10 protein-coding genes are annotated in these 13,192 nt (G+C 32.8%); 7 read left to right on the top strand and 3 right to left on the bottom strand.

Going from position 1 to position 13,192, the window contains the following annotated elements; genetic code table 11:
• Positions 1-24 precede the first annotated feature (24 nt).
• Entirely contained in the window at positions 25-1,263 is a 1,239-nt protein-coding gene (locus AC2D8K_RS08205; RefSeq protein ID WP_002452203.1) for an acetate kinase, read from the top strand.
• Between the two features lie 167 nt (positions 1,264-1,430).
• Here the strand turns inward: AC2D8K_RS08205 and AC2D8K_RS08200 are convergent, their stop codons facing one another.
• Complete coding sequence (locus AC2D8K_RS08200) at positions 1,431-1,931, bottom strand: universal stress protein (protein WP_002452204.1); 501 nt, start codon at positions 1,929-1,931, stop codon at positions 1,431-1,433.
• Positions 1,932-2,084: 153 nt separating this feature from the next.
• Here AC2D8K_RS08200 and ald point away from each other — a divergent pair, with 153 nt between their 5' ends.
• Positions 2,085-3,200 (top strand): alanine dehydrogenase, encoded by a 1,116-nt coding sequence (gene ald, locus AC2D8K_RS08195; protein WP_484698439.1) that lies wholly within the window; start codon positions 2,085-2,087, stop codon positions 3,198-3,200.
• A gap of 81 nt (positions 3,201-3,281) precedes the next feature.
• Here ald and AC2D8K_RS08190 read toward each other — a convergent pair whose 3' ends face one another.
• A complete protein-coding gene (locus AC2D8K_RS08190; RefSeq protein ID WP_002452206.1) occupies positions 3,282-4,337 on the bottom strand; it encodes a M24 family metallopeptidase in 1,056 nt (351 codons plus the stop codon).
• A gap of 144 nt (positions 4,338-4,481) precedes the next feature.
• On the opposite strand from AC2D8K_RS08190, the gene AC2D8K_RS08185 reads away from it, so the two are divergent.
• Positions 4,482-5,171 (top strand): metal-dependent hydrolase, encoded by a 690-nt coding sequence (locus AC2D8K_RS08185; protein ID WP_002452207.1) that lies wholly within the window; start codon positions 4,482-4,484, stop codon positions 5,169-5,171.
• Between the two features lie 246 nt (positions 5,172-5,417).
• On the opposite strand, the gene AC2D8K_RS08180 is transcribed toward AC2D8K_RS08185, so the two are convergent.
• Positions 5,418-5,831, bottom strand: a complete 414-nt coding sequence (locus tag AC2D8K_RS08180; protein ID WP_002452208.1) for a universal stress protein — start codon at positions 5,829-5,831, stop codon at positions 5,418-5,420.
• Between the two features lie 203 nt (positions 5,832-6,034).
• Between AC2D8K_RS08180 and AC2D8K_RS08175 the strand changes: the two genes are divergently transcribed.
• The 4 genes from AC2D8K_RS08175 (at position 6,035) to ystJ (ending at position 13,082) form a co-directional block, all read left to right on the top strand.
• Entirely contained in the window at positions 6,035-7,333 is a 1,299-nt protein-coding gene (locus AC2D8K_RS08175; RefSeq protein WP_002452209.1) for a DRTGG domain-containing protein, read from the top strand.
• A 29-nt stretch (positions 7,334-7,362) separates the two neighbouring features.
• Positions 7,363-8,304 carry a DHH family phosphoesterase gene (locus AC2D8K_RS08170; protein WP_207023956.1) on the top strand — a complete coding sequence of 314 codons (942 nt, stop codon included), beginning with the start codon at positions 7,363-7,365 and terminating at the stop codon, positions 8,302-8,304.
• A gap of 27 nt (positions 8,305-8,331) precedes the next feature.
• Positions 8,332-11,526: a DNA polymerase III subunit alpha gene (locus tag AC2D8K_RS08165; protein ID WP_145506603.1), complete on the top strand. Its 3,195-nt coding sequence runs from the start codon at positions 8,332-8,334 to the stop codon at positions 11,524-11,526.
• 326 nt (positions 11,527-11,852) lie between these two features.
• On the top strand, positions 11,853-13,082 hold the full coding sequence (ystJ, locus tag AC2D8K_RS08160; RefSeq protein ID WP_484698434.1) for an NADP-dependent malic enzyme: 1,230 nt from the start codon (positions 11,853-11,855) through the stop codon (positions 13,080-13,082).
• The last annotated feature ends 110 nt before the right edge of the window (positions 13,083-13,192 follow it).

Here is a 13,192-nt window from a genome sequence, read left to right as displayed (position 1 = left end):
ACAAATGATGGAGGACAAAATCTTATGTCAAAATTAATTTTGGCGATTAATGCTGGTAGTTCATCTTTGAAATTCCAGCTTATTAGAATGCCTGAAGAAAAAACAGTAACAAAAGGCGTAGTAGAAAGAATTGGTATGGACGATTCTATTTTTACAATTCTTGTTGAAGGGGAAAAATTAACTGAAGTCAGAGATATTAAAGATCATGAAGAAGCAGTTAACTTGATGTTAGAGAAATTTAAAGAACATCATATTATCGAAGATATCAATGAGATTCAAGGTACTGGTCACCGAGTTGTACACGGTGGTGAAACATTCCCTAAATCAGTAGTTGTTACTGATGAAGTTGAACAACAAATTGAGGCATTGAGTGAATTAGCACCATTGCATAACCCTGCTAACTTAATGGGTATTAGAGCATTTAGAAAGCTATTACCTGAAATCCCACATGTTGCAGTTTTTGATACATCATTCCACCAAACCATGCCAGAACAAGCATATTTATATAGTTTACCTTATCGTTATTATGAAGATTATGGTATTCGTAAATATGGCTTCCATGGTACAAGTCATAAATATGTATCACGACGTGCGGCTGAAATATTAGGTAAACCTATTGAAGATTTACGTATTATTTCATGTCATATTGGTAACGGAGCTTCAATCGCAGCTATTGATGGAGGAGAATCAATTGATACATCAATGGGATTCACACCATTAGCAGGTGTAACTATGGGTACACGTTCAGGTAACCTAGATCCAGCATTAATTCCATATATTATGGAAAAAACTGGTAAAAATGCAGATGAAGTTCTTAATATCTTAAATAAAGAATCTGGTTTATTAGGTATCACTGGTACATCTAGTGACTTACGTGACTTAACTGAAGAAGCTAAACATGGTCGTCACAGAGCACGTGTAGCACTTGATTTATTTGCCTCTAAAATCCATAAATACATTGGTTCATATGCTGCAAGAATGCATGGTGTTGATGTCATTGTATTTACTGCAGGAATAGGTGAAAACTCTCATATTATTCGTGGTAAAGTATTAGAAGGCTTAGAATTTATGGGTGTTTATTGGGATCCTAAGAAAAATGAAAACCTCCATGGTGAAGAAGGAGATATTAACTACCCACATTCACCTGTTAAAGTTCTTGTAGTACCAACAGATGAAGAAGTAATGATATCTAGAGATGTCATCAAATATGGTGGTTTAGAAACTGAAGAAACATCTTCAGAAGAAAATGTTGAATCTAAATAATATAGTGAATGAGAGGAGCGACAATGTCGTTCCTCTTTTAGTTTATAGAGATAACTTTATTTTGGTAAATTAATTATGAAATAAAGTAATAACAATTTTCTACAGAATATAAAAAAGCCAGCAAATGTAATCATTTGCTGGCATAATAATGATAATTTTATTATCAATTAATTTGAATATCTTTCACGTAATTGTGGTGTAGCAACTTGTGGTTGGAAATCATTTGGCATTTCTTCAGTTCTTACGACTAGCACATCACATGGTGCGTGTCTAACAATGGCTTCAGAAACTGAGCCTACGATAAAACGCTCAACTGCATTAAGACCTGAAGTACCACTCATAATTAAGTCTGCACCAACTTCAGGTGCGATTTTTTTAGGGATAATTGCTTTTGGTGAACCGAATTCTAAACGCGTTTCAACGTTTGTAACACCAGCATTTGTCGCAACTTCTTTATAACCATTCAATAATTCTTCTGAGAAGTGCTTAGATTTTTCAGTAAATTGAGCATCATATACCTCATAAGAAGAATAAGTTCTTGAATCAATGACATTCACAATTGTAAGTTTGGCATCGTTACGTTTAGCAACGCCAACTGCTTTATTAAATGCCCATTCTGCTTCGTGTGAACCGTCGACTGCGATTAAAATATTTTTGTAAGTAATCATCGTCAGTACCCCTTTCGTCTTTTCTTACTTATATATTACCACATTTTTCAGAAAATATTACTCTAAAAATTAACATTTTTGTGTATTTTTGTAGGCGCTTTCATTTGTGTTTTAGTAGGCTTTCGCGTTACTATAATAGAGGAGGTGTGTGGAATGAAAATAGGTATTCCTAAAGAGATAAAAAACAATGAAAACAGAGTAAGTCTATCACCGAGTGGTGTACATGCCTTGGTTGAACAAGGACACACTGTTTTAGTAGAAACTAATGCTGGAATGGGCTCATACTTTGAAGATATAGATTATAAAGAAGCAGGGGCTGACATTGTTTCAGAAGCATCACAAGTTTGGGATGTTGATATGGTCGTTAAAGTTAAAGAACCATTAGAAGTAGAATATCAATATTTCAAAGAAGGTTTAATTTTATTCACTTATCTACATTTAGCAAATGAAGAAAAATTAACACAAGCGCTTGTAGATAATAAAGTGATTGGTATTGCCTATGAAACTGTACAATTACCAGATCGTTCATTACCATTGTTGAGTCCGATGAGTGAAGTTGCAGGTAGAATGGCAACACAAATCGGTGCTGAATTTTTACAAAAGTTTAATGGCGGTATGGGCATCTTACTTGGAGGCGTGCCAGGTGTGACTAAAGGTAAGGTGACAATTATTGGTGGTGGCCAAGCAGGTACAAATGCAGCAAAAATTGCATTAGGTTTAGGCGCAGATGTCACTGTATTAGACGTTAATCCTAAACGTCTACAAGAATTAGATGATCTGTTTGATGGAAGAGTACATACTATTATGTCAAACCCATTAAATATTGAAATGTATGTTAAAGAAAGTGATTTAGTTATAGGTGCAGTATTAATTCCAGGCGCTAAAGCACCAAATCTTGTAACAGAAGATATGATTAAACAAATGAAAAATGGTTCTGTAATTGTAGATATTGCAATTGACCAGGGTGGAATTTTTGAAACTACAGACAAAATTTCAACTCATGATGATCCAACTTACATTAAGCATGGCGTTGTTCATTATGCAGTTGCTAATATGCCTGGTGCAGTACCACGTACATCTACATTAGCATTAAATAATGCTACATTACCTTTTGCTCAGATATTAGCAAACAAAGGCTATAGAGAGGCATTTAAATCTAACCATGCTTTATCTTTAGGTTTAAATACGTATAAAGGTCATGTAACACATCAAGGTGTTGCAGAAGCATTCAATATGAAATACACAACTGTTGAAGATGCATTAAAATAATTTAAAATTATCAATATATATAAATAACACCCTCAAATGCATCTAATACATTTGAGGGTGTTAATAATGTTGAAGACAGGATTATTTTTCGTAATGCGTTAATATTTCACAACCACTATCTGTAACTAAAATATCATCTTCAATACGTACACCAGCAACCCCCGGTACATAAATTCCAGGTTCAATAGTAATGACCATTCCCGCTTCTAAAACATTATCATTAGTGCTAGAAACATCTTGGTATTCATGTTCTTCTAAACCTAAACCATGGCCAAGACGATGAGGGAAGTAGTCACCATAGCCTGCTCGATCAATAATATCTCTCGCGATTTTATCTATTTCTTTTAATTTTACACCTGGGCGAATAGCATCAATTGCTGATGTTTCAGCATCAAGAACAATATTATATATATCTAAAGCTTCTTTACTTGGTGTGCCAAATTGTACAGTTCTAGTCATGTCACTACAATAGTGATTATAGATGACACCTAAATCAAAGAGAACTAGCTCATTATTTTGTAATTGACGATTACCTGGAACACCATGTGGTGAAGCAGCGTGATCGCCAAATAATACCATAGTGTCAAAGCTCATTTCATTCACACCATATTTCTTAATTTCATTTTCGATATGATTCACAACTTCACGTTCACTGATGCCTTCTTTTAAATAGTTTACACCGATTTCTATACATTTATCTGCTAAATGAGCAGCATGCTTAATTTTTTCAATTTCATCAATTGACTTGATGTTTCTTAAGTTTTTAATCGTTTGGTCGATATCACCAAATTGTTCTACATGAAAGGCTTGTGTTATTTCACGTTGGCGTATAACTGTTAAATGTTCACTTTCAATTAGCATACGTTCGAATGATTGTTGATATAAATCGAAAGGATTTTCAGTATCTAAATAACCTATAATTTGACCGTCAAAAGGAGACGCTTTAACTTCTTCAACTTCCATTTTAGGGCAGAATAAAACAGTTTCACCACTAGCTTGAATTAATAATGCAAATAATCTTTCATGCGGTTCGCTACGATAGCCAGTAAAGTAATAAATGTTTAATGGTGTAGTGATCCAAGCAGCATCAGCATTTTCTTTTTGTAGATAATTAATAATTTCATTGATTTTTGTCATGAAGTTTTCCTCCTTTAAATGATTAACTTAATTTTATGCTAAAAAACTACATATTTCAAAGTTTGAATTATTCCATTCTTTCGTGTTATAAAACGCAGTCGCTAGGGTATAATATGCATATAAACGATTAGGAGGGCTAAGATAATGAAACTTTCATTTCATGGTCAATCAACAATTTATTTTGAAGGAAATGGTAAAAAAGTCATTGTAGATCCTTTTATTTCAGGAAATGATAAATGTGATTTAGATGAACAAAGATTAGATGTAGATTATATTATTTTAACTCATGGTCATGAAGACCACTTTGGTGATGTAGTAGAACTAGCTAATAGAAATCATGCTACAGTTATCGGTAGTGCAGAAATTGCCGGCTATTTAAGTACTTATCATGGTGTGGAAAATGTAAGAGGTATGAACATTGGTGGTAAAGCTGAATTAGATTTCGGTAGCGTTAAATATGTACAAGCGTTCCATAGTTCAAGTTATACACATGAAAATGGTATTCCGGTGTATCTAGGTATGCCTATGGGTGTCGTAATTGAAGCAGAAGGAAAAACAATTTACCATACAGGAGATACCGGTTTATTTAGCGATATGGAATTAATAGCTAAACGACATCCTGTAGATGTTTGTTTTATTCCAATTGGTGATAATTTCACGATGGGCATAGACGATGCAGCCTATGCAATAAATGAATTCATTAAACCTAGTATTTCAGTACCGGTTCATTACAATACTTTCCCACTAATTGAACAAGACCCAGAGCAATTTAAAGATGCAGTTAAAGTAGGGGATGTTCAAATATTAGAACCAGGTCAAGAAGTTAAATTCTAATTTTGAGATGAGGTTGAGATATATAGTGTTTGTGCTCTGGGAAACCGATTAACGGCGTCCCAAAAGCAGGATTATCGACAGAATCTTATGATTCGACAAAATTTGGAAAATAATTTTGCTCATCGTTTGGTTCTGCTCAAATCATAAACGCTTTTGTCCCAACCTTTTTAATTAAAAAACACTAATTATCCATCAAAGGCGTGTGAGCCTCAATAGATAACTAGTGTAAATAAGCTAAGTAAGATTTTATTTTACGATTAGTACAGGGATAGTTGCTCGTTTAGCAACTTTGTGACTTACGCTACCAAGAACGAATTTTTTCTTTTCTTCAGCTTTGCGGTTACTCAAGACTACAATTTCATATTTGCCACTATTTGCATGTTTAAGTAATTCTTCTTTAGCATTCCCGCGAACGATAATTTGATCATAATCAATACCATAGCTTTCTAAAATATTACGTGTTTTTTCTAAACGTTTACTACGCTCTTCGGTAATTTTGTCTAAGTGAACTCCAGCTTTAATAGACGCTTGAGCATCTTGTTCATTAATAGCATTTAAAATAGTGACTACTGCGTCATCAGCAGCAAGTTTTGAAACCTCTTCTAAAGCTTTTTCATTTTTTAATTGAGTGTCTACGCCTAATAAAATCTTTTTATACATAAGATCACCCCTCCTCATTTCCATTCTAATAAAAAAAGATGGATATTTCCATTTAAATTAAAAGGTTTTTTAATAAAATTATCATTTTACAAAAGTTGTAAATTTAATATAAGGGTTTTAATCATTTAGGAGTGTGCGTCAATGATTTTTTTTCATTAAAAAGTTATAATAGGCATAACATTGTTCTAAGAAGAGGTAACGTAATGACTAAACATGAACAAATTTTAAAGCATATTGAATCATTAGCAATTGGTTCAAAAATCTCAGTTAGGAAAATCGCCAAAGATTTAGCTGTATCTGAAGGTACAGCCTACAGAGCAATTAAAGATGCTGGACAGCTAGGAATGGTTACAACTATTGATAGAGTAGGAACTGTTCGAATTGAAAAACGAAATCGTGATGAAATAGATAATTTAACATTTAATGAAATTGCAAATATTGTTGAAGGACAAATTATTGCTGGTAAGAATGGCGTCAATAAAACGGTATCTAACTTTGCCATTGGCGCTATGGAATTAAGTGATATCTTAAGATATATTGGACCGCAAACTTTATTAATTATAGGAAATAGAAGAAATGTACAACTCGAAGTATTAAAACGTGGTACAGCCATTTTAATTACAGGTGGATTTCAACCAACAAAAGAAGTCATTCAATATGCAGATGATCACGATTTACCAGTATTGTCATCTAGCTATGATACGTTCTTAGTTGCAAATATCATTAACCGTGCGATGTTCAACCAAAAAATTCGAAAAGAAATTTTAGTGGTAGAAGATATTGTAAAACCAATAAACGAATTGTCTGTATTATTAAACACAATGACTTTAGAAGATTATAAACAAATCGCGAATGAAACGGGACATACACGTTTTCCTGTTGTAAATAAAGATTACAAGTTAGTAGGTATCGTAACCAGTAGAGAAATTATTAATATGAACGACAATGATATGATTGAAGATGTTATGACTAAGCATCCTATCAGTGTTAAGTTGTCAAACACTGTCGCAAGTTGTGCACATTTATTAATTTGGGAAGGTATTGAACTTCTTCCAGTTACCGATAATAATAAAAAAGCAGTCGGTGTTATCAATAGACAAGATGTATTGAAATCAATGCAGTTACTAGGGAGACAACCACAAATTGGTGAAACGATTAATGATCAAATTGCTAAACATATTACTATTAATCATGATGGTATTCAAACTGATGTATCTCCATTATTAACCAATCATTATGGTACCTTAAGTAAAGCAGTATTTGTTGGAATTATAGAAGAAACTTTACGACATGAAATGAGAAAGTATAAAAAGGGTAATGTGATGATAGAAAGTTTAAATATCATTTACTTAAAAACAGTGCCTATTGAAACTGGTGTTGATGTTAAATATGAAATGCTCGATGTAGGGAGATACTTTGCGAAATTAGAAGTGACGATGTATTGTCAAAATGAAAAAGTAGCGATTGCATCGGTTATATGTCAAATGTTTGAGGGATATTAATAAAAGATCAACTAGAGGAGTTAATATAAATGGAAACACTTATGAACGATATAATGAAAGAAATTGAATCAAATGAAATAGTAATTATTCATAGACATGTAAGACCTGATCCAGACGCGTATGGGTCACAATTAGGATTGAAATATTATTTACAACTTAAATTCCCAGATAAAGATATATATGCAGTAGGTGATGAAGAAGCGTCGCTTAACTTTATAGGGTCATTTGATCAAATTGAGGATAACGTTTATAAAGAAGCGCTTGTCATAGTATGTGATACTGCGAATGCGCCACGTGTAGATGACCAGAGGTTTACTTTAGGTAAGAAAGCATTGAAGATTGACCATCACCCGGCAGTAGATCAATACGGTGATATTAATTTAGTTAATACAGAAGCATCATCAACAAGTGAGATCATTTACGATATGATTTCACATTTCAATGATGAAAGTATCATTAATGAAGATGTCGCACGTGTACTTTATTTAGGTATTGTCGGAGATACTGGCCGCTTCTTATTCGGTAATACAACACAACATACAATGGAAGTTGCAGGAAAACTACTTGGTTTCCCATTTGATCATAATGCTGAGCTTAATAAAATGTCCGAAAAAGACCCACGATTAATGCCGTTTCAAGGTTATGTATTACAAAACTTTGAATTGCATAGTGATGGCTACTGCCAAGTAAAAATCACTAAAGACGTATTAGAACAATATAAGATAAAAGCAAATGAGGCGTCGCAATTTGTAAATACGGTAGCAGATATTCAAGGGCTAAAAATTTGGATGTTTGGTGTAGACGAAGGAGATCAAATTCGTTGTCGCCTACGCTCTAAAGGACAATATGTCATTAATGATATAGCAAATGATTTTGGTGGTGGCGGTCATCCTAATGCATCAGGTGTCTCAGTATATAGTTGGGAAGAATTTGATTCACTAGCACAAGCATTACGTAAAAAGCTTCAATAACTATAAACAGAAAGGAGTCATACAAACATGGTTGCGTATTTAAATATTCATACGTCATACGATTTGTTAAATTCAAGCTTAAGAATATCGGATGTCGTTAATAAAGCTAAGAATGAAGGAATTGAAACACTTGCAATCACAGATACTAATGTTTTGTATGGCTATCCTAAATTTTATGATGCATGTATAGAAGCGGGGATTCACCCCGTTTTTGGTATGACCGTCTATTTAACTGATGGGTTGTATCAATTGGAAACTGTTCTTTTGGCACAAAATAATGATGGCTTAAAAGATTTATATCAATTATCGTCAGCTATTAAAATGAAAGAGAAAGAAGATATCCCTATTGAATGGTTAAAACGTTATGCAAATCATCTCATCATCATATTTAAAGGGGTCGAAGAACACCATCAACTATTCATTGAAGCCTTTCATGATAAAAAGCATGTATATCTTAACCAAGATTGTATCGCTATAGAGAATAGATCGTTTGTTTGGTTGAATACCATGCGTTACTTAAATAAAGAAGATGCAGATACGATTTCAGCACTTCAAGCCATTAAGGAAAATAGTAAATTAGATTTAGTAGCTGAACAAGAGGATTACCATGAACATGTATTTAATAAAAACGAACTTCGAAATTTGGAAATTAATGATGAATTAATCATTAAAACTGACGAAATTGCACAATTATGTACTGCTGAGTTAAATTATCATCAATCATTACTGCCTCAATTCCAAACGCCGAATGGTGAACTTTCGAAAACATACTTATGGCAAAAACTAGAAGAAAAGTTAAATCATTTAAATTTGAATCGACCAGACTATTGGGAAAGATTAAAACATGAGTATGACATTATCACAAATATGGGATTTGAAGATTACTTCTTAATCGTAAGTGATTTAATTCATTATGCTAAAACGCATGATGTAATGGTTGGACCTGGCCGTGGGTCTTCAGCAGGATCACTGGTAAGTTATCTACTTGGTATTACAACAATAGATCCTATTAAATTTAATTTGCTCTTCGAACGTTTTTTAAATCCAGAACGAGTAACGATGCCTGATATCGATATTGATTTTGAAGACACACGACGTGAAAAAGTGATTCAATATGTTCAAGAAAAATATGGACAATTACATGTTTCAGGTATTGTAACGTTTGGCCATCTACTTGCAAGAGCTGTAGCACGAGATGTGGGACGTATTATGGGATTTGAAGAAATAACGCTAAATGAAATTTCTAAATTAATCCCTCATAAATTAGGCATCACATTAGAAGAAGCTTATCAGAATGATGAATTTAAACAATTTGTCCATCGTAATTATCGTCATGAACGCTGGTTTGAAATATGTAAAAAGCTAGAGGGATTACCTAGACATACATCAACTCATGCTGCAGGAATAATTATTAATGATCATGCTTTATATGAGTATGCACCTTTAACTTTAGGTGATACAGGATTATTAACACAATGGACAATGACTGAGGCAGAACGCATTGGTTTATTAAAAATTGACTTTTTAGGTTTAAGAAATCTATCAATTATTCATCAGATTATTAATCAAGTTAAAAAGGACTTGAATATCAGCATTGAAATAGAAAGTATACCTTTTGATGATCCAAAAGTTTTCGAATTATTGTCTCAAGGAGATACAACTGGTATTTTCCAATTAGAGTCAGATGGCGTACGTCGAGTATTGAAAAAGTTAAAGCCTGAACACTTCGAAGACATCGTTGCTGTTACTTCATTATATAGACCAGGGCCTATGGAAGAAATTCCAACTTATATTACACGAAGACACGATCCATCAAAAGTAGAATATTTACATGAAGACTTAGCTCCTATATTGAAAAATACTTATGGCGTTATTATTTATCAAGAACAAATTATGCAAATCGCCAGTCAATTTGCCAACTTTAGTTATGGTGAAGCAGATATTTTAAGACGTGCAATGAGTAAAAAGAATAGGGCTGTACTTGAAAGTGAAAGACAACACTTTGTTGATGGTGCTAAACAAAATGGCTATGACGAATATATGAGTAAACAAATTTTTGATTTAATTTTAAAATTTGCTGACTATGGTTTCCCTAGAGCACATGCAGTTAGTTATTCAAAAATCGCTTATATCATGAGTTATTTAAAAGTCCATTATCCTAATTATTTTTACGCTAATATATTAAGTAATGTTATTGGCAGTGAGAAAAAGACGGCTGCCATGATTGATGAAGCCAAACATCAGAGCATTACAATACTCCCACCCAATATTAATGAAAGTTATTGGTTTTATAAAGCAACCAACGATGGCATCTATTTATCATTAGGAGCTATTAAAGGGGTAGGATACCAAAGTGTGAAACTTATCGTAGACGAGAGATATCAAAATGGTGACTTTAAAGATTTCTTTGATTTTGCAAGACGCTTACCTAAAAGAGTTAAAACTCGAAAATTATTAGAGTCTTTAATTTTAGTTGGTGCCTTTGATATATTCGGTAAAAATCGAGCTACGTTATTACATTCAATTGATCAAGTCATTGATCAAGTAACTGATATAGAACAAGATGATATGTTATTTGATTTCTTCACGCCAAAACAGTCATATGAAGAAAAAGAAGAGTTATCCGATCAATTAATAAGTGAATATGAAAAAGAATACCTAGGATTTTACATCTCTAAGCACCCAGTAGAGAAAGAATTTAACAAGAAACAATATTTAACAATATATAAATTAAGTAATGCTAAAAACTATCAACCTATTTTAGTACAGTTTAATCAAATTAAGCGGATTAGAACTAAAAATGGTCAAAATATGGCATTCGTAACCTTGAATGATGGCGTTCATTTACTGGATGGCGTGATATTTCCAAATCAATTTAAAAAGTATGAACTTGATATATCTGAAGAGCAAATTTATGTTGTTCAAGGAAAATTTGATCAACGAAATGGTAAAAAGCAGTTGATTCTTAATGATATTTATACAGAAGAAGCATTTGAAGCATTTAAATTGAACCAAACAAAACAAATTATTGTTAGACGAGTTGACCAAGTTAAAGGGTTCTATCAATATTTAGATCAAGAAAATACAAATCAATCCATTGAGGTTTTATCATTTAATGATCAAACAAACGAGATGACAAGATTAGGTTATATTAAGAAAAATTCAGCTTTTTTATCTGATTTAGTAAAGTTATTTAAACCAAGTGATATCCGTTTTGTATAACTTTTATCCAGTATTGAATTGTGATATAGTAAACTGATGATTTAAATTTTAATCATCAGTTTATTTTTATAATTGTTTTTTGTTCTATTTGTTTGTAAATGGCATTATCTTATTGGTCGATTAATGATAAAATATGAATGATCAGCAGAAAAAATAATTATAAAAGTAGTGACTGATAATTAAATTATTGCTAGTTTTAATTCACTTTACATCCTATAGGTAAGCAATTCATTATTAGTAGTATGTGAAAACATATTATAATAAAAACTGAATGATAACTAGCAACATCTAATTCTTATAACTAAATAAATAGGGGTTGATATTTGATGTCTTTAAGAGACGAAGCACTAGAAATGCATAAAGAAAACCAAGGAAAATTAGAAGTAGCGTCTAATGTTAAAGTTACCAATAAAGAAGAATTAAGTCTGGCTTATTCTCCAGGTGTTGCCGAACCATGTAAAGAAATTCATGAAGATGAAAGAAAAGTATATGACTATACAATTAAAGGTAATACAGTTGCGGTCGTTACTGATGGAACCGCAGTATTAGGTTTAGGTAACATTGGCCCTGAAGCTAGTATTCCTGTTATGGAAGGTAAAGCTGTGTTGTTCAAAAGTTTTGCTGGTATGAATGGTGTACCTATTGCACTTGATACAACTGATACTGAGGAAATTATTAAGACAGTTAAATTAATCCAACCTAATTATGGTGGTATAAACTTAGAGGATATCTCAGCACCACGCTGTTTTGAAATCGAGGAGCGATTGAAAAAAGAGACCAACATTCCCGTCTTCCACGATGATCAACATGGTACAGCGATAGTGACAATGGCAGGATTAATCAATGCACTTAGAATTGTTGATAAAGATTTATCAGATATTAAAGTCGTTCTTAATGGTGCAGGCGCAGCAGGAATAGCTATTGTGAAATTACTTTATTCATATGGTGTTAGAAATATGGTTATGTGTGATTCAAGAGGTGCCATATTTGAAGGAAGAAGTTATGGCATGAATGACACAAAAGAATACGTCGCTAAATGGACAAACAAAGATAAAACTGAAGGCGAACTTAGTGAAGTTATTAAAGATGCTGACGTATTTATAGGTGTATCTATTGCGGACCTACTTTCTAAAGAAATGGTAGAGAGCATGGCCAAAGATCCAATTATTTTTGCAATGGCGAATCCTAATCCTGAAATCAATCCTAACGATGCTAAAGATGCTGGTGCGAAAGTTGTTGGAACTGGACGTTCAGATTATCCAAACCAAATTAATAATGTATTAGCATTCCCAGGTATATTTAGAGGTGCATTGGATACAGAAGCAACCCATATTAACGAAGAAATGAAAAAAGCTGCAGTTGAAGCGATTGCAGACTTAATCGATAGTAAAGAATTAGAACCAAATTATTGTATTCCTGGACCATTTGATAAACGTGTTGCGCCATCTGTTGCTCGTGAGGTTGCTAAAGCAGCTATGGAATCTGGTGTAGCTCGAATTGAAGTTGATCCACAAGATGTGTATGATAAAACAATGAAATTAACAGATTTAAAATAATATTGATAAATATATTCATATAGAATACTATATTTGGATGAAGTTTAATTATAACGACATTTATAACGTGTAAGTTACAAATGTCGTTATAGTACTTTATCACTATACAT

The sequence above is a fragment of the Staphylococcus sp. 510 genome (genome assembly GCF_057219715.1).
The sequence above is the reverse complement of the archived record's forward strand: the minus strand, read 5'-3'. Positions and strand labels throughout refer to the sequence as shown.

Excerpts from the sequence above, each read along its gene's own strand:
- AC2D8K_RS08165 (WP_145506603.1), top strand. The coding sequence starts at position 8,332 with ATGGTTGCGTATTTAAATATTCATACGTCATACGATTTGTTAAATTCA.
- AC2D8K_RS08180 (WP_002452208.1), bottom strand. The coding sequence starts at position 5,831 with ATGTATAAAAAGATTTTATTAGGCGTAGACACTCAATTAAAAAATGAA.
- AC2D8K_RS08185 (WP_002452207.1), top strand. The coding sequence starts at position 4,482 with ATGAAACTTTCATTTCATGGTCAATCAACAATTTATTTTGAAGGAAAT.
- ald (WP_484698439.1), top strand. The coding sequence starts at position 2,085 with ATGAAAATAGGTATTCCTAAAGAGATAAAAAACAATGAAAACAGAGTA.
- ystJ (WP_484698434.1), top strand. The coding sequence starts at position 11,853 with ATGTCTTTAAGAGACGAAGCACTAGAAATGCATAAAGAAAACCAAGGA.
- AC2D8K_RS08190 (WP_002452206.1), bottom strand. The coding sequence starts at position 4,337 with ATGACAAAAATCAATGAAATTATTAATTATCTACAAAAAGAAAATGCT.
- AC2D8K_RS08205 (WP_002452203.1), top strand. The coding sequence starts at position 25 with ATGTCAAAATTAATTTTGGCGATTAATGCTGGTAGTTCATCTTTGAAA.
- AC2D8K_RS08170 (WP_207023956.1), top strand. The coding sequence starts at position 7,363 with ATGGAAACACTTATGAACGATATAATGAAAGAAATTGAATCAAATGAA.
- AC2D8K_RS08175 (WP_002452209.1), top strand. The coding sequence starts at position 6,035 with ATGACTAAACATGAACAAATTTTAAAGCATATTGAATCATTAGCAATT.
- AC2D8K_RS08200 (WP_002452204.1), bottom strand. The coding sequence starts at position 1,931 with ATGATTACTTACAAAAATATTTTAATCGCAGTCGACGGTTCACACGAA.